At 65.7% G+C, this 18,279-nt stretch carries 15 protein-coding genes; 7 read left to right on the top strand and 8 right to left on the bottom strand.

Annotated elements, in window-relative coordinates:
- Positions 1 to 95 precede the first annotated feature (95 nt).
- Together QA639_RS36955 and QA639_RS36950 are read left to right on the top strand one after the other, a co-directional pair.
- Complete coding sequence (locus tag QA639_RS36955; RefSeq protein ID WP_157348321.1) at positions 96 to 836, top strand: SDR family oxidoreductase; 741 nt, start codon at positions 96 to 98, stop codon at positions 834 to 836.
- Between the two features lie 56 nt (positions 837 to 892).
- A complete protein-coding gene (locus tag QA639_RS36950; protein WP_283088596.1) occupies positions 893 to 1,792 on the top strand; it encodes an SDR family oxidoreductase in 900 nt (299 codons plus the stop codon).
- A gap of 117 nt (positions 1,793 to 1,909) precedes the next feature.
- On the opposite strand, the gene QA639_RS36945 is transcribed toward QA639_RS36950, so the two are convergent.
- From QA639_RS36945 to QA639_RS36935, 3 genes are all read right to left on the bottom strand, one after another.
- A complete protein-coding gene (locus QA639_RS36945) occupies positions 1,910 to 2,992 on the bottom strand; it encodes a carboxylesterase family protein (RefSeq protein ID WP_283088595.1) in 1,083 nt (360 codons plus the stop codon).
- A gap of 24 nt (positions 2,993 to 3,016) precedes the next feature.
- On the bottom strand, positions 3,017 to 3,988 hold the full coding sequence (locus QA639_RS36940; protein WP_157348318.1) for a S1C family serine protease: 972 nt from the start codon (positions 3,986 to 3,988) through the stop codon (positions 3,017 to 3,019).
- Positions 3,989 to 4,133: 145 nt separating this feature from the next.
- Positions 4,134 to 5,651 (bottom strand): AMP-binding protein, encoded by a 1,518-nt coding sequence (locus QA639_RS36935; RefSeq protein ID WP_283088594.1) that lies wholly within the window; start codon positions 5,649 to 5,651, stop codon positions 4,134 to 4,136.
- A 321-nt stretch (positions 5,652 to 5,972) separates the two neighbouring features.
- On the opposite strand from QA639_RS36935, the gene QA639_RS36930 reads away from it, so the two are divergent.
- Entirely contained in the window at positions 5,973 to 6,293 is a 321-nt protein-coding gene (locus tag QA639_RS36930; RefSeq protein WP_283088593.1) for a PilZ domain-containing protein, read from the top strand.
- A gap of 109 nt (positions 6,294 to 6,402) precedes the next feature.
- Here QA639_RS36930 and QA639_RS36925 read toward each other — a convergent pair whose 3' ends face one another.
- Both QA639_RS36925 and QA639_RS36920 read right to left on the bottom strand, forming a co-directional pair.
- Complete coding sequence (locus QA639_RS36925) at positions 6,403 to 6,678, bottom strand: hypothetical protein (RefSeq protein WP_283088592.1); 276 nt, start codon at positions 6,676 to 6,678, stop codon at positions 6,403 to 6,405.
- Positions 6,679 to 6,929: 251 nt separating this feature from the next.
- Complete coding sequence (locus tag QA639_RS36920) at positions 6,930 to 7,823, bottom strand: LysR family transcriptional regulator (RefSeq protein WP_028333520.1); 894 nt, start codon at positions 7,821 to 7,823, stop codon at positions 6,930 to 6,932.
- A gap of 108 nt (positions 7,824 to 7,931) precedes the next feature.
- Here QA639_RS36920 and QA639_RS36915 point away from each other — a divergent pair, with 108 nt between their 5' ends.
- On the top strand, positions 7,932 to 8,924 hold the full coding sequence (locus QA639_RS36915) for an aldo/keto reductase (protein WP_283088591.1): 993 nt from the start codon (positions 7,932 to 7,934) through the stop codon (positions 8,922 to 8,924).
- Positions 8,925 to 9,213: 289 nt separating this feature from the next.
- Here the strand turns inward: QA639_RS36915 and QA639_RS36910 are convergent, their stop codons facing one another.
- Together QA639_RS36910 and QA639_RS36905 are read right to left on the bottom strand one after the other, a co-directional pair.
- Positions 9,214 to 10,242, bottom strand: a complete 1,029-nt coding sequence (locus QA639_RS36910) for a peptidoglycan -binding protein (protein WP_283088590.1) — start codon at positions 10,240 to 10,242, stop codon at positions 9,214 to 9,216.
- 27 nt (positions 10,243 to 10,269) lie between these two features.
- On the bottom strand, positions 10,270 to 11,256 hold the full coding sequence (locus QA639_RS36905; protein ID WP_028332800.1) for a hypothetical protein: 987 nt from the start codon (positions 11,254 to 11,256) through the stop codon (positions 10,270 to 10,272).
- A 542-nt stretch (positions 11,257 to 11,798) separates the two neighbouring features.
- Here QA639_RS36905 and QA639_RS36900 point away from each other — a divergent pair.
- The 3 genes from QA639_RS36900 (at position 11,799) to QA639_RS36890 (ending at position 17,419) form a co-directional block, all read left to right on the top strand.
- A complete protein-coding gene (locus tag QA639_RS36900) occupies positions 11,799 to 13,004 on the top strand; it encodes an efflux RND transporter periplasmic adaptor subunit (protein WP_152977667.1) in 1,206 nt (401 codons plus the stop codon).
- A 6-nt stretch (positions 13,005 to 13,010) separates the two neighbouring features.
- Entirely contained in the window at positions 13,011 to 16,166 is a 3,156-nt protein-coding gene (locus QA639_RS36895) for a multidrug efflux RND transporter permease subunit (protein WP_283088589.1), read from the top strand.
- 107 nt (positions 16,167 to 16,273) lie between these two features.
- Entirely contained in the window at positions 16,274 to 17,419 is a 1,146-nt protein-coding gene (locus QA639_RS36890) for an AAA family ATPase (RefSeq protein WP_028332803.1), read from the top strand.
- Between the two features lie 14 nt (positions 17,420 to 17,433).
- On the opposite strand, the gene QA639_RS36885 is transcribed toward QA639_RS36890, so the two are convergent.
- On the bottom strand, positions 17,434 to 18,228 hold the full coding sequence (locus QA639_RS36885; protein ID WP_050385258.1) for an inositol monophosphatase family protein: 795 nt from the start codon (positions 18,226 to 18,228) through the stop codon (positions 17,434 to 17,436).
- Positions 18,229 to 18,279 lie beyond the last annotated feature (51 nt).

Genomic DNA, 18,279 nt, shown 5'->3' with positions numbered 1-18,279 from the left:
GATGCCGGAAGATGCATGATTATCCGGCATGTGCCAAGGCATAATGTCCTCCCATCGAACGCGGCACGGCCGCACAACCTGATGGGAGACTGAAAATGACTAACCAAACCAACAAGGTAGCTCTGGTGACGGGCGCGTCGCGCGGGATCGGCGCGGCGGTCGCCGAACGTCTCGCCAGGGACGGCTTCACCGTCGTCATCAACTACTCCGGCGACGCCAAGCCGGCCCAGGCGGTGGCCGACAGGATCGAGGCCGCCGGCGGCCGGGCACTGACCGCGAAGGCCGATGTCAGCGATGCCAACGCGGTGCGCGGCATGTTCGACGCGGCGGAGGCGGCGTTCGGCGGCGTCGACGTGCTGGTCAACAATGCCGGCATCATGAAGCTCGGCAAGATCGCCGACAGCGACGACGCCGCGTTCGACCAGCAGGTCGCGGTCAACCTGAAGGGCAGCTTCAACACCATGCGCGAGGCGGCGCGCCGGCTGCGCAACGGCGGACGCATCGTCAACTTCTCGACCAGCGTCGTCGGCACCAGGCTCGAGACCTACGGCATCTATGTCGCGACCAAGGCCGCGATCGAGTCGTTGAGTGCGATCCTGTCCAAGGAATTGCGCGGCCGCAGCATCACGGTGAATGCGGTCGCGCCCGGGCCGACCGCGACCGATCTGTTCCTGCACGGCAAGTCGGACGAATTGATCGACCGCTTCGCCAAGATGGTGCCGCTGGAGCGGCTCGGCACGCCCGATGACATCGCCAATGTCGTGGCGTTCCTCGCTGGTCCCGACGGCTCCTGGATCAACGGCCAGACGCTGCGTGCCAATGGCGGCCTGGTCTGACGCACGCACATCTCCAACCCAACTCGCATTCAACCAACTTTACAGGGATATTTGTCATGAAACAGGTCATCGTCATCACCGGCGCTTCGAGCGGCTTCGGCCGCCTCACCGCCAACGCGCTCGCCGAGGCCGGCCACACCGTCTACGCCTCGATGCGCCACACCACCGGCCGCAATGCCGCCGCGGTCGCCGATATCGAGGAGTTCGCGCGCGACAACAAGGTCGACCTGCGCTCGCTCGAGCTCAATGTCGGCTCGCAGGCGTCGGTCGATGCGGCGATTGCGCAGATCGTCGCCGAGGAGGGCCGCCTCGACGTCGTGATGCACAATGCCGGCCACATGGTGTTCGGCCCGGCGGAGGCCTTCACGCCCGAGCAGCTTGCCGAGCTCTACGACGTCAACGTGCTATCGACCCAACGCGTCAATCGCGCGGCGCTGCCGCAACTGCGCAAACAGGGCAGGGGACTCGTGGTCTGGGTGTCGAGCAGCTCTTCGGCCGGCGGCACGCCGCCCTATCTCGCGCCGTATTTCGCGGCCAAGGCCGGCATGGATGCGATGGCCGTGATCTATGCCCGGGAGCTTACGCGCTGGGGCATCGAGACCTCGATCATCGTGCCCGGCGCCTTCACCGGCGGCACCAACCACTTTGCGCATTCCGGCCGTCCCGCGGACGAAGCGCGCGTCGCCGAATATGAATCCGGTCCCTATGCCGGCTTCGGCGAGGAGATCATGAAGGCGTTCGCGGCGATCGTGCCCGAGGATGCCGACGCCTCGCTGGTCGCCGACGCGATCGTCAAAGTCGTCGACACGCCGTTCGGCAAGCGGCCGTTCCGCGTCCACATCGATCCGACGCAAGATGGCGCCGAAGTCGCATTCGGCGTGATCGACCGCGTCCGCAACGAGATGCTGCACCGGGTCGGCTTCTCCGACCTGCTCAAGCCGCGAGTGAACGGGTAATCCGACGCTCTCCCGCAACGTCATTGCGAGGAGCGACAGCGACGAAGCAATCCATCTGCCGCGTGTTCGGTGACAATGGATTGCTTCGCTTCGCTCGCAATGACGGGATACGATCCCTCAGACGCTGTCGGCCCGCTCGCCGTTCAACCACCGAAAAATCTCCGCATTGATCTCGCGCGGATAGGTGTGGCTGAGATCGTCGATCTCGCGATAGGTCACCCTGGCGCCGGCGGCCGACAGCAGGCCTTGGGTCTGCCGCGCGGTCTGCACCGGGAACATCCAATCGTGCCGCCCGTGGGTGATGAAGATCGGCAAGCCGCGCAGCCGCTCCGCGTCGGCCATCTCCGCCATCAGCGGATGGAAGGTCGCGGCAACGGGCGCAAGATGCGTGAAGCGCGAGGCGCCGTCGAGGCCGCTCACATAGCTGAAGGTGCCGCCGTCGCTCATGCCGGTCAGCAGCATACGCGTCTCGTCGATCGTCCAGCGCGCACGCACCTGGTCGAGGATGCGGTTCAGATTTGGCGTGTCGGTGTCATCGCCCATCAGCGCCCAGGTCTGGCCGGTCGCGGTCGGCGCCACCAGGATGGCGCCGCGGCTGCGCGCATCGCGCAGCCAGCTCCACAGGAAGCCGCGGCCGTTGCCGCTGCCGCCATGCAGCGCCATCACCAGCGGCCAGGCGCGATCCGGCGTGTAATATTCCGGCACGTACATCGAGAAGCCGCCGCGGCTGCCCGGCTCGTCGCGCTCGTGGAAGATGCCGGTGTCGGCGTTGGGTTTCGCCGCAAGCTTCGCCTGCAGCTCGGTATCTTCGCGCAGGTCGGGCGCGATGAAGAAGCCGCTGACCGGCGGCAGCTCGGTCAAGGGATACAGCGCCTCCTGCGCCCGCGGCAGATAGCGCAGCGCGCGGAACACGCTGACCAGGTCGCCTTCGCCGTTCTGCACGGCGCGCAGCCCTGCGTAGCCGGCGAGCGCCGGTTCGATCGCAGCTTCAAGCGCGGTCTTGATGTGCGCGAATTTCTCCGGCCAGTCGGCAAGCCGCGGCCGCACCGCCTGCAAGGCCTCTTCGGGCTCGCCCGCGATCTGCATCACGCGATCGAAGTCCGGCGGATTGAGGTTGCGCGCGACAAAGGACAGCGATTCCAGCGTCTGCAGCAGCGGCGGCAACACGGCCACGATGTCGTCAACCACCGCCTCGCTCATCCCCGCGGCCTCTTCTCTTCTGTATTAATGCAGCCGCGGCGCCTTCAACAGCTTCATGCGGTCGATCGAGGTCAACGTGACGTCGAAGGTGACGCCCTCGTGATAGACGGTCAGCGGCACGTCGACGCCGGCCGCGCCGAGCGACCAGAACTTGCGGTAGAAGCCGGTCTGGCTCGTCACCTTGTCGCCGTCGACCGCGAGAATCACGTCGCCGGTCTTCAGTTCGGCGCGGGCCGCGGGTCCCTTGCTGGCGACACCGACCACCACGAGGCGGTTGTCGATCTCGGTCGTGTACATGCCGAGCCACGGCCGCGCCGGCTTGTCGACTCGGCCGAACTTGCGCAGGTCGTCCAGCACCGGATTGAGCAGATCGATCGGCACGATCATGTTGACATGCTCGGCGTGGCCCGAGCGCTCGCGTTCGAGCTGCAGCGAGCCGATGCCGATCAGCTCGCCGGCATTGTTGATCAGCCCGGTGCCGCCCCAGTTCGGATGCGACGGAGAGGTGAAGATCGCCTCGTCGAGCAGATACTCCCAGTAGCCGGCGAATTCCTGCTTCGCCGCGATCTGGCTTGCGACCGAGCGCGTGCGGCCGCCGGCGCCGCCGAGCACCACATTGTCGCCGACCTGGGTCGCCGCCGACGAGCCGATCCGCAGCGGCTCGAGATCGAGCCGGCCGAGCGCCTGCACCAGGCCGAAGCCGGATTCGAAATCGAAGCCGAGCGCATGGCCCTCGACCGCGCGGCCGTCGCCGAGATGCAGCCACACCGTGGCGGCTTCGGTGATCAGATAGCCGATCGTCAGCACCAGCCCGTCGTCGATCAGGACGCCATTGCCGGCGCGCTCGGTGCCGAGCGTCTCGGCGCTGAAAGCATCCGGCGGAATGATCGAATGCAGCCCGACCACACTCATCAGCGCGCGATCGAGATCGTAGCGGTAATCTTCAGGACGAGGCTGAAAGGCCGCGGGCACTTTCCATTCGGTCACGGAGGGCATCAAAGGATCTCCTGGCGTGCAGGGCGCTGGAACCTCAACGTAGACCGAGGTTCTGCCGGCAGGGAAGATGGAATGATATACCTTGCAGGGCCGCCTGCACAGCTCATGTGGCGTGCAGACCTGCCCCTCGCAAGACGAAATGAACCTATTCGGTTTTCGCCGCCGCACGCGCCGGCATGATGCGGAAGGCGCGGTTATCCTTGATCCACGCGGCGCGCTCGTCGCGCAGCATGGTGCGGCGAACCTTTCCGGAATCGTCGCGCGGCGCAGTGCCGACGCGCTCGAAACTTTCCGGATGCTTGTAGCGGCTGAGCCGGTCCTTCAGGAAATCGCCCATGCCGTCGGCGATCGCTTGCGCATCGGCGCTGTCGGCGAGCTCGAGGATTGCATGCACGCGCTGGCCGAATTCCGGATCAGGCAGTCCGACCACGACGCAGGAGCGCACTTCGGGATGCTCGCTGACCGCGGCCTCCACCTCGGCCGGATAGATGTTGGCGCCGCCGCGCAGTACCATGTCGGCGAGCCGGTCGCCGAGATAGAGATAGCCTTCTTCATCGAGCCGGCCGATGTCGCCGAGCGACTCCCAGCCGTCCGGCCGCCGCTTCGGCGCTGCGCCGAGATAGTGATAGGTCGAGCCGGCGCCATCATTGGGCAGGAAATAGATTTCGCCGGTCTCGCCGGGCGCGACGTCGTTGCCGTCCTCGCCGATGATGCGCAGTTTCGCGGTCTCGCCGATCTTGCCGACCGAGCCCTTGTGCGCCATCCATTCGGTGCCCGAGATCACGCAGGCGCCCTGCCGCTCGGTGCCGCCATAGAGCTCCCAGATCCGCTCGGGGCCGAGCCATTCGATCCATTTCTCCTTCAGCCAGGGCGGCATCGGCGCTGCCATGTGAAACACGATTCTCAGGCTGGAGACGTCGTAACGGTTGCGCACCTCCTCGGGCAGCGCCCAGATCCGGTGCATCATGGTCGGCACGAAGTTCACCCATTGCACGCGCTCGCGCTCGATCAGCCGCAGCGTCTCCTCGGCGTCGAACTTGACCATGCCGGTGACCCTTCCGCCCCCGAACAGCGCAAAGTGCGAGAGGATGAATGGCGCATTGTGATACAGCGGCCCTGGATTGAGCAGCGAGGTGTCGCGCGCAATACCGAGCGTCGCCTCGGCCGTGGTTTCGATCACCGCGGGGTTGTGATCGAGGATCACCTTCGGCCGCCCCGTCGAGCCGCCGCTCGTCATCGCCTTCCAATAGCGCGCGACCGGCGCATCGAGCGGCTCCTCGGAGAATCCATCCGGCACGAAATTCACCGGCAGCGAATTCGGCGCATTCCAGTCGGCCTCGCCGCCGACCACCAGCGACGGTTTCAGAATCTCGAGCACCGCGGCGGCCTCGCCGCGCGGCAGCCGCCATGACAGCGAGGTCGGCGTCGCGCCACACTTCCACACCGCGAAGGTCGTCTCGAAGAACGCGTTGCTGTTGGGCAGCCCGATCGCGACGAAGTCGCCGGGCTTGACGCCCTTGGCGGCGAAGGCGCGCGCCCGCGCATTGGCGCGGCGCTCGAGCTCAAGCCAGGTCAGCGCATCCGCGCCATGACTGATGGCGATCGCGTCAGCGGGCTTGCGTTCGGCATACCAGCGCGGCACGTCGGCGAGGGGGATCAGCATGGGTCGTTTCCGTCGAAAAGGCGGCTTGAAGCGCTCTTGTTGCAGGGATGTGGCCAAGGCCACGGCCGCCACTTCACCAACAGTGCGGTCTCCGTGTCAAGCCGACGGCTGCCGAGGCGGCCGGTATCCCGCTGGTGGAATTGCAGAATCCCTGTTCGCTAAAAGCCCCGTCAAGATTCCGGTAAAGTTCAAGCGATCGCGCTAAGCCGGGCTTTACGGGGGGCCGGCATTGTGGCCGTTGCGGTTCTGTGCCGGACGCGTCGAGCGACGTGCACGGCGTGCAATGTCTTTCAATGACCAATGGCTTCAAGGACAGCGATGATGGCGAGCAATGGAGCACGGATCAAGGTCAGTCGCGAGCCGCGGCGCCAGCTCAACAATCGTGCGGCTTGGATCACCGTCGACGACGGCGCGACCGAGAGCGAATGCGCCGTGGTCGACATCTCGCCGGGCGGCGCCAAGATCACGACCGAGTTCGAGTTCGAGGTGAAGGACCGCCTCGCGCTGACGCTGCTCGCCGATCATGCCAAGCGCTATCCTTGCGAGGTGGTCTGGCGTCGCGGCAAGACCTACGGACTCAAATTCGTGACGGCCGAAGCCGAGCCGGTTGAACCGGCCGCAGAGCCGGCCGGCGCGACCTAGCGCAGAATTCATCAGTCGATGTGCGAATGGACGTTCGGCGCAGGCCATCGCCGATCGGCCGCTCGTTCAATTGCTGACGTCGGAATTTCCTACGCAAGCGTGGCTCACGTCATCGCCTCTGCTGCTGGTTATCGGCGTTGCCCGTGGTGCCCGTCGGACCTCCCGGTAGCGCGGGTGCGGCGCTGCCGCCGCCGGTGCCGGAAGACGGTGCGACGCGCTGGCCGGACTGGGTCGGGAGCGCGGTGCCGCCGACGCCGTTCGACGGCGCGGCGCGGTCGCCCGGCCTGGGCGGCAGCGGGGTGCCGCCGGTGTTCTGCGCAAGAAGCTGGGCCGGTGCGAGGACGAGGCCGGCGGCGACGACGATGGCAAATTTGGTCTTGAACATGCGCTGGTCCGAGATGGCGCGGTGAGGCTGCGGCGACAGGCACAGCCACAGCCGCGACGGAGACGAGATCCGCCAAGCCCGCGAGATTGCGATACCAGCATAACGTCCGCCGCATTTGATGCGTTCCCGGACGCCTCGCCAGGACGAAGCAAATATCCGTGTGGTCAACCGCGACGATGATCACGGAGCCGCGCTGCGATAGCCTTGCGCGAGACCGCTTTCGGCCTCATCCGGTGCGCCGCCGCTTGCGATCAGCCGCGGTAGCGCAACGCATCGACCAGCAAGGCGAACGCCGGCGAGGATTGCCGGCGGCTCGGATAATAGAGGTGATAGCCCGGAAACGGCGTGCACCAGTCGTCGAGCACCTGGATCAACTGTCCCTTGGCGAGCTGCGCGCGCACCTGATCCTCGGCGATATAGGCGAGTCCCAGCCCGGCCAGCGCTGCCTTGATGCGCAATGGGGTGCTGTTGAACACCAATTGCCCGTCGACGCGGACCTTGAGCGGGCGTCCGCGCCGCTCGAACTCCCAGGCATAGATGCCGCCATGGGTCGGCAGGCGGATGTTGATGCAGGCATGCTGGGTCAGGTCCTGCGGTCGTTTCGGGCGCTCCCGCCGCTTGAAATAGGAGGGAGCACCGACCACGACCATGCGGAAATCCGGCCCGATTCGCACCGCGATCATGTCTTTCGCGAGCTGCTCGCCGAGGCGAACGCCGGCGTCAAAGCGCTCCGCGACGATGTTCGCGAGACCGTTATCGACGGTCAAGTCCACCTTGATGTCGGGATAGCGCGGCAAAAACTCCGCCAGCGCCGGCCACAGGATGGTCTCGGCGGCGTGTTCGCCGGCGTTGATGCGGATGGTGCCGGCGGGCTTCTCGCGCAGCGCGCTGAGCGCTGACAGCTCGGCTTCGATCTCCTCGAAGCGCGGGCCGATGCCTTGCAGCAGCCGTTCGCCGGCGACGGTCGGCGCGACGCTGCGCGTGGTGCGGGTCAAAAGCCGTACGCCGAGCCGTTCCTCCAGCGCGCGCATGGTGTGGCTGAGCGCCGATTGCGACACACCGAGCCGCGCCGCGGCGCGGGTGAAGCTGCGCTCGCGCGCCACCGCGAGGAAGGCGATCAGGTCGTTGACGTCATGCCGCGACATTCATGAACCCTGCTCATAAGTCCATCCGGATTTTTACGTCTAATGGCCCGCCGGTGCACGCCCTAAATCCGCGGCGACGAATTCCAGTCATCGATGCGGAGAGACACCATGCAGAAACGCAAACTCGGCAACAGCAATCTCGAGGTCTCGGCGGTCGGCCTCGGCTGCATGGGCCTCAGTTTCGCCTATGGCCCGGCGGTCGAGACGACCGCGGGCATTGCCATGCTCCGCGGCGCCGTCGAGCGCGGCGTCACTTTCTTCGATACCGCGGAGGTCTACGGCCCCTTCGTCAACGAGGAGCTGGTCGGCGAGGCGCTGGCGCCGGTTCGCAACCAGGTCGTGATCGCGACCAAGTTCGGCTTCGATCTCGGCTCCATGGCCGAGCGGCACCGGTCGCTGAACAGCCGACCCGAGCACATCAGGGCGGTTGCAGACGCTTCGCTGAAACGGCTGAAGACCGACGTCATCGATCTGTTCTATCAGCATCGGGTCGATCCTGCGGTTCCGATCGAGGACGTCGCCGGCACCGTGAAGGACCTGGTTGCCGCCGGCAAGGTCCGTCATTTCGGCCTGTCGGAGGCCGGCGTGCAGACCATCCGCCGCGCCCACGCCGTGCAGAAGGTCACGGCATTGCAGAGCGAATATTCGCTGTGGGAACGCGGGGTGGAGGCGGAGATCCTGCCGCTGCTGGAGGAACTCGGCATCGGTTTCGTGCCGTACAGCCCGCTCGGCCGCGGCTTTCTCACCGGTGCGATCAATGCGTCCACGACATTCGCGAGCGACGACTTCCGCAACATCGTGCCGCGCTTCGCGCCGGAAGCCCGCCGTGCCAACCAGGCGCTGGTCGATCAGCTCGGCCGGATCGCGGCCGGCAAGGGCGCGACGTCAGCGCAGATCGCGCTGGCCTGGCTGCTGGCGCAGAAGCCGTGGATCGTGCCGATCCCGGGCACCACGAAGCTCAATCGGCTCGAGGAAAATGTCGGCGCGGCGCGCATCGAACTGACCGCGGCCGATCTGGCCGACATCGGTAAGACGCTGAATGCGATCGAGGTGCAGGGCGCGCGCTATCCGGAGCAATTGCTCGGGATGGTCGGACGCTGAGCGCTTCTGTCATTGCGGGACGCGCGCGCATGCGCGGGTGATGACACCGCGTGGTATGAGACGATGAATCGAGAACCATCCTCATCGTCGTCCCGGCGCAGGCCGGGACCCATAACCACCGATGCGAATTGTTAAGTGTGATTGCAACGAAGAGTTGCATCTACAATACCCGCCACGGCGTATGGGTCTCGGCCTTCGCCGGGACGACGGCGGTACGTGCGGCGCGACTTCAGCCTCTCGTCTCGCCGGGATAAGCCTGGCAATGACGGATTCCACGCCGACATGCGGATCATTTTTCCGTCAGCTTCAGCTCGATGCGGCGGTTGCGCTTGTAGGCCTCTTCGGTCTGCGCGGCGTCGAGCGGCTGGAATTCGGCAAAGCCGGCGGCGACCAGACGCTGCGCCGGCACGCCGAGCGAGACCAGGTACTGCACCACCGAGATCGCGCGCGCCGAGGACAATTCCCAGTTCGACTTGAACAGCGGGCTGTTGATCGGCCGTACGTCGGTGTGGCCGTCGACGCGAAGCACCCAGGCGATCTCGGCCGGAATCTGCTTGTCGAGATCGATCAGCGCGCTCGCGACCGTTTCGAGTTCGGTCTTGCCCTCGGGCAGCAGCGTTGCCTGGCCGGTGTCGAAGAACACTTCCGACTGGAACACGAAGCGGTCGCCGACGACGCGGATATCGGGACGGTTGCCGAGGATCGCACGTAGCCGGCCGAAGAATTCCGAGCGGTATTTCGACAGTTCCTGCACCCGCTGCGCCAGTGCGACATTGAGGCGCTGGCCGAGATCCGCGATGCGGTTCTGCGATTCCTTGTCGCGTTTTTCGGAGGCGTCGAGCGCCTCTTCGAGCGCAGCGAGCTGGCGGCGCAGCGCGCTGATCTGCTGGTTCAGCAGCTCGATCTGCGCCAATGCGCGCGACGATACGGCCTTCTCGGACTCCAGCGCCTTGTTGAGCTCGTTGGCGCGGCCCTGCGCGTCGCTGCCGGAACTCGCGAGTCCCTCATAGAGCCCCTTCATGCGGTCGCGCTCGCCTTCCGCGGAAGCGAGCCCGGCGCGCAGCTGCGCCACCTGGTCGTCGAGCGTCAGCTTGGAGAGCTTCTCCAGCGACAATAGGTCGTTGAGCTGGGCGATCTTGGCGGTGAGCTGTTCCAGTGCCTTGTCCTTGCCGGTGACCTCCTGCGACAGGAAGAACTGCACGACGAGGAACACCGACAGCAGGAACACGATCGACAGCACCAGCGTCGACAATGCGTCGACAAAGCCGGGCCAGTAGTTGAAGCCGGATTCGCTGCGGCGCGAGCGGGCGAGGGCCATGGGTCTCTCCTTGGGCTTGCTCCCCGGCTAGCTCTTCTCGGGTTGGCGGGCGAGGCGTTCGAGCAGCCGCTTGATCTCGCGGTTCTGCTCGCCCTGGCCGTCGGCCCATTCCCGGATCATCTGCTGCTCGGTGCGCATATGCGCAACCAGCCCCTGGATCGCCTCGGCGAGATTGGCCATCGCGGCCGTGGTGCTGCGGCCGCCGCCGCCTTCCTCGAGCGCGGTGCGGAGCCGGTCGATCGCGCCCTGCATGTCGCCGGAGACGCCGGCTTCATCGCCGGAAATGCCGCGCACGGTGCCGGCGAGCCAGTCCTCGAGGTCGGTGTAGAAGCGATTCTGGGCCTGGCTCGACTGCAGGTCGAGGAAGCCGAGGATCAGCGAGCCGGCAAGGCCGAACAGCGAGGACGAGAACGAGATGCCCATGCCGCCGAGCGGCGCGGCGAGGCCTTCCTTCAGCGTATCGAACAGTGCGCCGGCGTCGCCGCCGACTTTGAGCCCGTCGATCACCTTGCCGACCGAGCCCACCGTCTCGATCAGGCCCCAGAACGTGCCGAGCAGGCCGAGGAACACCAGCAGGCCGGTCATGTAGCGCGAGATGTCGCGGGCTTCATCGAGGCGGGTTGCGATCGAATCGAGCAGATGCCGCATGGTCTGCTGCGAGATCGACATCCGCCCCGAGCGCTCGCCGCCGAGGATCGCGGCCATCGGGGCAAGCAGCGTCGGGCGGCGCTCGATCGCAAGGCCGGGATCGGCGATGCGGAAATTGTTGACCCAGGCGACCTCGGGATAGAGCCGGATCACCTGGCGGAACGCCAGGATGATGCCGATCAGCAGCACCGCCCCGATCAGGGCGTTCAGTCCCGGATTGGCAAAGAAGGCAGTGACGATCTGCTTGTACAGCACGACCCCGACCAGGCCGCAGAGCACCAGGAACACCAGCATCCGCACCAGGAAGATCCGGGGCGAGGACAGCTTGCTCAATTCGATCTCCATGTCGGAGCGGGAAGGAGGCATTGCCGGGTCATCCGTTCGCGAAGGCCGCATCTGCGAGCAATATGGCACAGCGGCGGAGTGAGGAAAGCCGATTCCAGGGGCAGCAAACAGGACCTTGGGTTGGAATCTCGTGGGCCGTTGCCGCTTTGCACGGCTTTCCGACCGGTCGGCGCATCACCATCCACAGAGCTGCATACCCCACCCGCAGATCGCGAGATGTGGTCGGTTTGCACGTGTCCTTGGGGGACGAGCGCGACGCAGGGTGATTCGGTCCGATTGTCTCGGTGTCGCGAGGTGCGGCATTCCGCGCAGGGTAAAATGGCCGGATTCCCGTGCACGCAGTCCTTAATGCATTCCCACAGCTTGCGATGGAACCTGCTCACAATGCAGTGAGTCGATAAAACATGCCGAAAAATCAGGGTGATAGGTTTGTGTGACAATGAGCCGCCCGACAAACGCTTTGCGTCGCAGCAAACGGGTTTTATTTTCCACGCAGCAAAACGAGCGGTGTCGCAGTGACATCGCTGTTCGTTTCTTCAAACCTATCAGGGGCGATCATCTCAATGTCTGGACTTCGCGCGCAATCGGCATGCATTGCATTGATGCTGGCTGCCCTCGCGCCAATGCTTGCTGGCTGCGACGAGCCGAACACCGCAACCGCCGCCGTACAAGCACCCGAGCCGGACGTCAGTGTCGTCACCGTGAGGCCGCAGTCGCGCGCGATGGTGCGCGAGCTGCCGGGCCGCATTGCGCCGACCCGTGTCTCCGAGGTGCGGCCGCGCGTCTCGGGCATCATCGTCAACCGCATGTTCCATCAGGGCAGCGAGGTGAAGGTCGGCGATCCCCTGTACCAGATCGATCCGCGCCCGTTCGAAGTCGAATTGCAGTCGACCGAGGCGGCGCTGGCGCGCGCCAAGGCCGTGCTCGAGCAGGCCGCGCTGCAAGCTCGCCGTATCGCCACCCTGACCAGCCAGCGCGCCGCGCCGGAAGCCGAGAATGAAAAGGCGATCGCGACGCTGAAGGGAGCCGAAGCCGACGTTCAGGGCCGCGAGGCCGATGTTGCCCGCGCCAAGCTCAACCTGGATTACGCAACCATTCGTGCGCCGATCGACGGCACCATCGGTGCTGCGCTGGTCAGCGAGGGCGCCCTCGTCGTGCAGAACGACGCCGCGAGCCTTGCGACCATCCAGCAGCTCGATCCGATCTACGCCGACTTCCAGCAGTCGGTGACCGAGATGAACCAGCTCCGCCGCGCCTTCGAGAGCGGCGACCTCGACCGCATCGCGCCCGACGCGATGAAGGTGCGCCTCGTGCTCGACGACGGCTCGATCTACCCGCTGCCGGGCAAGCTGCTGTTCTCTGACGCCAAGGTCGACGCCTATACCGGGCAGGTGACGTTGCGTGGCGAGTTCCCGAACCCGCATCGCATCCTGCTGCCGGGCATGTATGTGCGCGTGCTGATCGAGCAGGGCATCGACAGCGATGCGATTGCCGTGCCGCAGCAGGCGATCCAGCGCAATGGCGGCGGCGGCAGCGAGGTGTTCGTCGTCAAGGCCGACAATCACGTCGCGGTGCAGCCGGTGCGCACCGGCTCGCTGCAGGGTGGTTCCTGGTTCGTGACCGACGGCCTGAAGGCCGGCGACAAGGTCGTCGTCGAGGGGTTCCAGAAATTCGCCGCCGGCGACAAGGTCCGGCCGCAAGCCTGGCGCGAGGTCGACGCAGCTGCAGCACCGACGGATTCGCACCAGACCGCGCACGCGGTGCGGTGATCCGACATGCCTAGCTTCTTCATCGACAGGCCGATCTTCGCCTGGGTCGTCGCGCTGTTCATCTGCCTGATCGGCGCGATCTCGATCCCGCTGCTCGCGGTCGCGCAATATCCGATCATCGCACCGCCGTCGATCTCGATCTCGACCAGCTATCCCGGCGCGTCGCCGGAGAACCTCTACAACAGCGTGACGCGGCTGATCGAGGAGGAGCTCAACGGCGCCGCCAACATCCTGAACTTCGAATCGACCTCCGACTCGCTCGGCCAGGTCGAGATCATCGCCAACTTCAAGCCGGGCACCGACACCAGCCAGGCCTCGGTCGAGGTGCAGAACCGCCTCAAGCGCGTCGAGGCGCGGCTGCCGCGCGCCGTGATCCAGCAGGGCATCCTGGTCGAGGAAGCCTCATCAGCCGTGCTGCAGATCATCACGCTGAACTCGACCGACGGCAGCCTCGACGAGGTCGGCCTCGGCGACTTCATGATCCGCAACGTGCTGGGCGAGGTGCGCCGCATCCCCGGCGTCGGCCGCGCCACGCTGTATTCGACCGAACGCAGCCTGCGAATCTGGATCGATCCGGCCAAGCTGGTCGGCTACGGCCTGTCCGCCGACGACGTCAACAAGGCGATCACGGCGCAGAACGCCCAGGTCGCCTCCGGCAGCATCGGCGCCGAGCCGAGCACCGATACGCAGAAGATTTCCGCGCAGGTGCTGGTGAAGGGCCAGCTGTCCTCGCCCGACGAATTCGGCGCCATCATCCTGCGCGCCAACAATGACGGTTCGACGGTCCGCCTGCGCGACGTCGCGCGGATCGAGGTCGGCGGCCTCAGCTACCAGTTCAACACGCGCCTGGACGGCAAGCCGACCGCCGGCCTCTCGGTGCTGCTGTCGCCGAAGGGCAATGCGCTGGCGACCGCGAGCGCGGTCGAAGCCAAGATGAAGGAGCTGTCGCGCTTCTTCCCGGCCAACATCTCCTACGAAATCCCCTACAACATCACGCCGGTGGTCGAGGCTTCGATCAAGAAGGTGTTGACGACGCTGGTCGAGGCCGTAGTGCTGGTGTTCGTCGTGATGTTCCTGTTTCTGCAGAACATCCGTTACACCATCATCCCGACCATCGTGGTTCCGGTGGCGCTGTTGGGCGCCTGCGCCACGCTGATGATCGCGGGCTTCTCGATCAACATGCTGACCATGTTCGGCATGGTGCTGGCGGTCGGCATCCTCGTCGACGACGCCATCGTCGTGGTCGAGAACGTCGAACGCATCATGGCGGAGGAAGGCCTGCCGCCGAAGGAAGCCACCAAGAAGGCGATGTCGCAGATCACCGGCGCCATCATCGGCATCACGCTGGTGCTGATGGCGGTGTTCGTGCCGATGGCGTTCTTCCCTGGCTCGGTCGGCATCATCTACCGGCAGTTCTCGGTCACCATGGTGGCGGCGATCGCGTTCTCGGCGCTGCTCGCGCTGTCGCTGACGCCGGCGCTGTGCGCGACGCTGCTCAAGCCGGTCAAGAAGGGCCACGGCCATGCCAGCAAGGGCGTGTTCGGCTGGTTCAACCGCGTGCTCGACACCAGCCGCGCGGGCTATACCCGCACCGTGCAGGGTTCGCTGAAGCGCACTGGCCGCCTGATGCTGATCTACCTCGTGCTGTTCCTCGGCGTCGCCTACGGCTTCGTGCGGCTGCCCGGCGGCTTCCTGCCGGTCGACGACCAGGGCTTCATCACGACCGACGTGCAGACGCCGTCGGAGTCGTCCTATGCCCGGACCGAAGCCGCGGTCGAGCAGGTCGAGAAGTACCTCAAGGACCGCGCCGGCATCGAGAACGTCACGTTCCTCACCGGATTCAGCTTCCTCGGCCAGGGTATGAACACCGCGCAGGCCTTCATCACCCTGAAGGACTGGTCGGAGCGCGGCCCGAAGGATTCCGCCGCCGCCATCGTTGCCGACATCAACCGCGACTTGTCGTCGATCCGCGACGCCAGGATCTCGGCGTTGCAGCCGCCGCCGATCGACAACCTCGGCAACTCCTCGGGCTTCTCGTTCCGCCTGCAGGACCGCGGCCAGAAGGGCTATTCGGCGCTGATCGCCGCATCCGATCGCCTGATCGCGGAGGCCAATGCCAGTCCTGTGCTGCAGAAGGTCTATGTCGAAGGCCTGCCGCCGGCGCCGCAGGTCAATCTGATGATCGACCGCGAGAAGGCGGGCGCGTTCGGCCTCACCTTCGAGGACATCAACAACACGATCTCGACCAATCTCGGCTCGAACTACATCAACGACTTCCCGAACCGCGGGCGCATGCAGCGCGTCATCGTGCAGGCCGACAAGACCAGCCGCATGAACGCGGACGATATTCTCAACTACAACGTCAAGAACAGCCGCGGCCAGCTGGTGCCGTTCTCGGCCTTCGCCACCATCGAGTGGACGAAGGGGCCGACGCAGATCGCGGGCTTCAACTACTATCCGGCGGTGCGCATCTCCGGCGAGGCGCGGCCGGGTTTCACCTCGGGCGATGCGATCGCCGAGATGGAGCGGCTTGCCGACAAGTTGCCGCGCGGCTTCGGCTATGAATGGACCGGCCAATCGCTGCAGGAGAAGCTGTCGGGCTCGCAGGCGCCGTTCTTGCTCGCGCTCTCGGTGCTGGTGGTGTTCCTGCTGCTCGCCGCGCTCTATGAGAGCTGGACCATTCCGCTCGCGGTGCTGCTCACCATTCCGCTCGGCATTCTCGGCGCGGTGGTGGCGGCGACGATGCGCGGGCTCTCCAACGACGTCTATTTCACCGTCGGCCTGATCACCATCATCGGTCTTGCGGCGAAGGATGCGATCCTGATCATCGAGTTCGCCAAGGACCTGCGCGCGCAGGGCAAGCCGCTGGTCGAGGCGACCATCGAGGCGTGCAGCCTCAGATTCCGCCCAATCCTGATGACCGGTCTCGCGTTCGTCTGCGGCGTGCTTCCGATGGCGATTGCGACCGGCGCCGGTGGTGCCAGCCAGCAGGCGCTCGGCACCTCCGTGATGGGCGGCATGATCGCAGTGGTGATCCTTGCGCTGCTCCTGGTGCCGGTGTTCTTCGTCAGCGTGCAGCGCGTGCTGGCCGGCGACCGGGAGAAGGCCGCGGAGACTGCCGAAGTCTACGGACCGCCTGCGCCGGCAAGGGGAGGCCACTGATGTCCGTCGGCGGCGCCTCCGGCTTGCTTTTCCAGCATAGTCAATCCAGATTGCAGCTCTGGATTGAACGGGGAGCGGTCGGGCAACCCGGAGATTGAGAGCATGCGATGCGGCCGAGCGATATTGCGATCTCGAACTATCGCTCGATCCGGCGGCTCTCGATGGCCATTCAACCGCTGTCGGTCTTCGTCGGCGAGAACGGCGTCGGCAAATCCAATCTCTACAAGTCGCTGTCGCTGCTGCGCGACGCGGCGACCGGCCGGATCACGCGCACGATCGCCGACGAGGGCGGATTGAACTCGGTCTGCTGGTCAGGCATGCGCCAGCGCGGCGAGGACGGGCGGCTGCGATTGGCGGCCAGATTCGACAACATCAAATACGCGATCGAACTCGGACATCCGGGCCCGGTCGAGGCGGCATTTCCCGGCGAGCCGATGATCAAGTCCGAACGCATCGAGGCGTTCCACGGCAAGCGGAAAGTCCTGATGATGGAGCGGACGAATTCACATGTCAGCGTCCGCGGCGAGAGCGGCGCCTGGAGCGAGCACAAGAATGCGGTGTTGCCATCGGAAACCGCGCTCGCCGATTTCCTCGACGGCCAGACATGTCCCGAAGTCGGCTTGATCAGGAACGCCTTGCAGAGCTGGCGCTTCTATCACGATTTCCGCACCGATCCGGCGTCGCCGATCCGCAAGCCCTGCCTCGCGATCACGACGCCGTCGCTGAGCGCCGATGGCAGCGACCTGGCTGCCGTTTTGGCAACGCTCTACGCGATCAGGGAGGATGCGGCCGACCTGCAGGATGCGATCGAGGATGCATTCCCCGGTGCCGAGCTCCGGGCATGGGAAGCAAACGGGCGCTGCGAATTCGAGTTGCGGCAGGCGGACATGCCGCGCCCGTTCAAGGCGCACGAACTATCCGACGGCACGCTGAAATATATCTGCCTGCTCGCCGTGTTCATGGGCTATCGCCTGCCGCCGTTCATCGCGCTGAACGAGCCCGAGACCAGCCTGCATCCATCGCTGTTGGCGCCATTGGCGAGGTTGATCGCCAAGGCGTCGCGCCGCGCCGACATCTGGATCGTCACCCATTCGGAACAACTGATGGAGGCACTGCGCAGCGAGAGCTCGGTGCCGCTCCGCCGGGTGATCAAGGCGAAGGGCGCCACCACCATCGAGGGCCTGACCGCTGGCGGTGAATTTCGTGACCGGGAAGACGACCAGGATGACGATGACGATGATGACGACGAATAGATCGCGCCGTCGCGCTACTGCCCGAGCGGCTTCAGGATCTTGATCAGCTCGCCGTGCACGAACTCGTTGCCGCAGACCACGTGGCCGGTCTGCAGCGGGTCGTCATTGCCCTGGATGCCCGAGACGGTGCCGCCGGCTTCGCGGACCATCAGCAGGCCGGCCGCGACGTCCCAGGCCTGCAGGTTGCGCTCCCAATAGCCGTCGAGCCGGCCGGCGGCGACGAAGGCGAGGTCGAGCGAGGCGGCGCCGAAGCGGCGGAAGCCCGCGACCTTCGTCTGCAGCGCGGCCATCTCCTGCAGCGCCAGCTGGTGATTGCCGCGGCCGATATGCGGCAGCCCGCAGGCGACCACGCATTCGTTGAGCTGGCGGCGGCCGGCGACGCGCAGCCGCTGGTCGTTCAGAAACGCGCCCTTGCCGCGCTCGGCAATGTAGAGCTCATCGTTGGCGGGATTGTAGATCACGCCGGCGATCACGGTGTCCTCGCGCTTGAGCCCGATCGAGATCGCGAATTGCGGGATGCCGTGCAGGAAGTTGGTGGTGCCATCCAGGGGATCGACGATCCAGGTGTGGCTCTTGTCGCTGCCTTCGCGCTTGCCGCCTTCCTCGCCGAGGAACCCGTAGCCGGGCCGGGCCTTCTCGAGGTCGGTGTAGAGCATCTCCTCGGCGCGCTTGTCGGCGAGCGAGACGAAGTTCGCCGGCCCCTTCAGCGACACCTGGAGATGTTCGATCTCGCCGAGGTCGCGCTTGAGGCTGCGGCCGGCGCGGCGCGCGGCCTTGACCATGACATTGATGACAGCGGAATAGAGCATGATGGAAGCTAGTGGCTTTCGAGCGTTGGAAATCGATCGGGCAGCGTAGCA

The organism is Bradyrhizobium pachyrhizi (assembly GCF_029714545.1).
Classification (GTDB): Bacteria; Pseudomonadota; Alphaproteobacteria; order Rhizobiales; family Xanthobacteraceae; genus Bradyrhizobium; species Bradyrhizobium pachyrhizi.
The sequence above is the reverse complement of the archived record's forward strand: the minus strand, read 5'-3'. Positions and strand labels throughout refer to the sequence as shown.

Coding starts and splice junctions, on each gene's coding strand:
- QA639_RS36955 (WP_157348321.1), top strand. CDS start 96: ATGACTAACCAAACCAACAAGGTAGCTCTGGTGACGGGCGCGTCGCGC.
- QA639_RS36950 (WP_283088596.1), top strand. CDS start 893: ATGAAACAGGTCATCGTCATCACCGGCGCTTCGAGCGGCTTCGGCCGC.
- QA639_RS36945 (WP_283088595.1), bottom strand. CDS start 2,992: ATGAGCGAGGCGGTGGTTGACGACATCGTGGCCGTGTTGCCGCCGCTG.
- QA639_RS36940 (WP_157348318.1), bottom strand. CDS start 3,988: ATGCCCTCCGTGACCGAATGGAAAGTGCCCGCGGCCTTTCAGCCTCGT.
- QA639_RS36935 (WP_283088594.1), bottom strand. CDS start 5,651: ATGCTGATCCCCCTCGCCGACGTGCCGCGCTGGTATGCCGAACGCAAG.
- QA639_RS36930 (WP_283088593.1), top strand. CDS start 5,973: ATGGCGAGCAATGGAGCACGGATCAAGGTCAGTCGCGAGCCGCGGCGC.
- QA639_RS36925 (WP_283088592.1), bottom strand. CDS start 6,678: ATGTTCAAGACCAAATTTGCCATCGTCGTCGCCGCCGGCCTCGTCCTC.
- QA639_RS36920 (WP_028333520.1), bottom strand. CDS start 7,823: ATGTCGCGGCATGACGTCAACGACCTGATCGCCTTCCTCGCGGTGGCG.
- QA639_RS36915 (WP_283088591.1), top strand. CDS start 7,932: ATGCAGAAACGCAAACTCGGCAACAGCAATCTCGAGGTCTCGGCGGTC.
- QA639_RS36910 (WP_283088590.1), bottom strand. CDS start 10,242: ATGGCCCTCGCCCGCTCGCGCCGCAGCGAATCCGGCTTCAACTACTGG.
- QA639_RS36905 (WP_028332800.1), bottom strand. CDS start 11,256: ATGCCTCCTTCCCGCTCCGACATGGAGATCGAATTGAGCAAGCTGTCC.
- QA639_RS36900 (WP_152977667.1), top strand. CDS start 11,799: ATGTCTGGACTTCGCGCGCAATCGGCATGCATTGCATTGATGCTGGCT.
- QA639_RS36895 (WP_283088589.1), top strand. CDS start 13,011: ATGCCTAGCTTCTTCATCGACAGGCCGATCTTCGCCTGGGTCGTCGCG.
- QA639_RS36890 (WP_028332803.1), top strand. CDS start 16,274: ATGCGGCCGAGCGATATTGCGATCTCGAACTATCGCTCGATCCGGCGG.
- QA639_RS36885 (WP_050385258.1), bottom strand. CDS start 18,228: ATGCTCTATTCCGCTGTCATCAATGTCATGGTCAAGGCCGCGCGCCGC.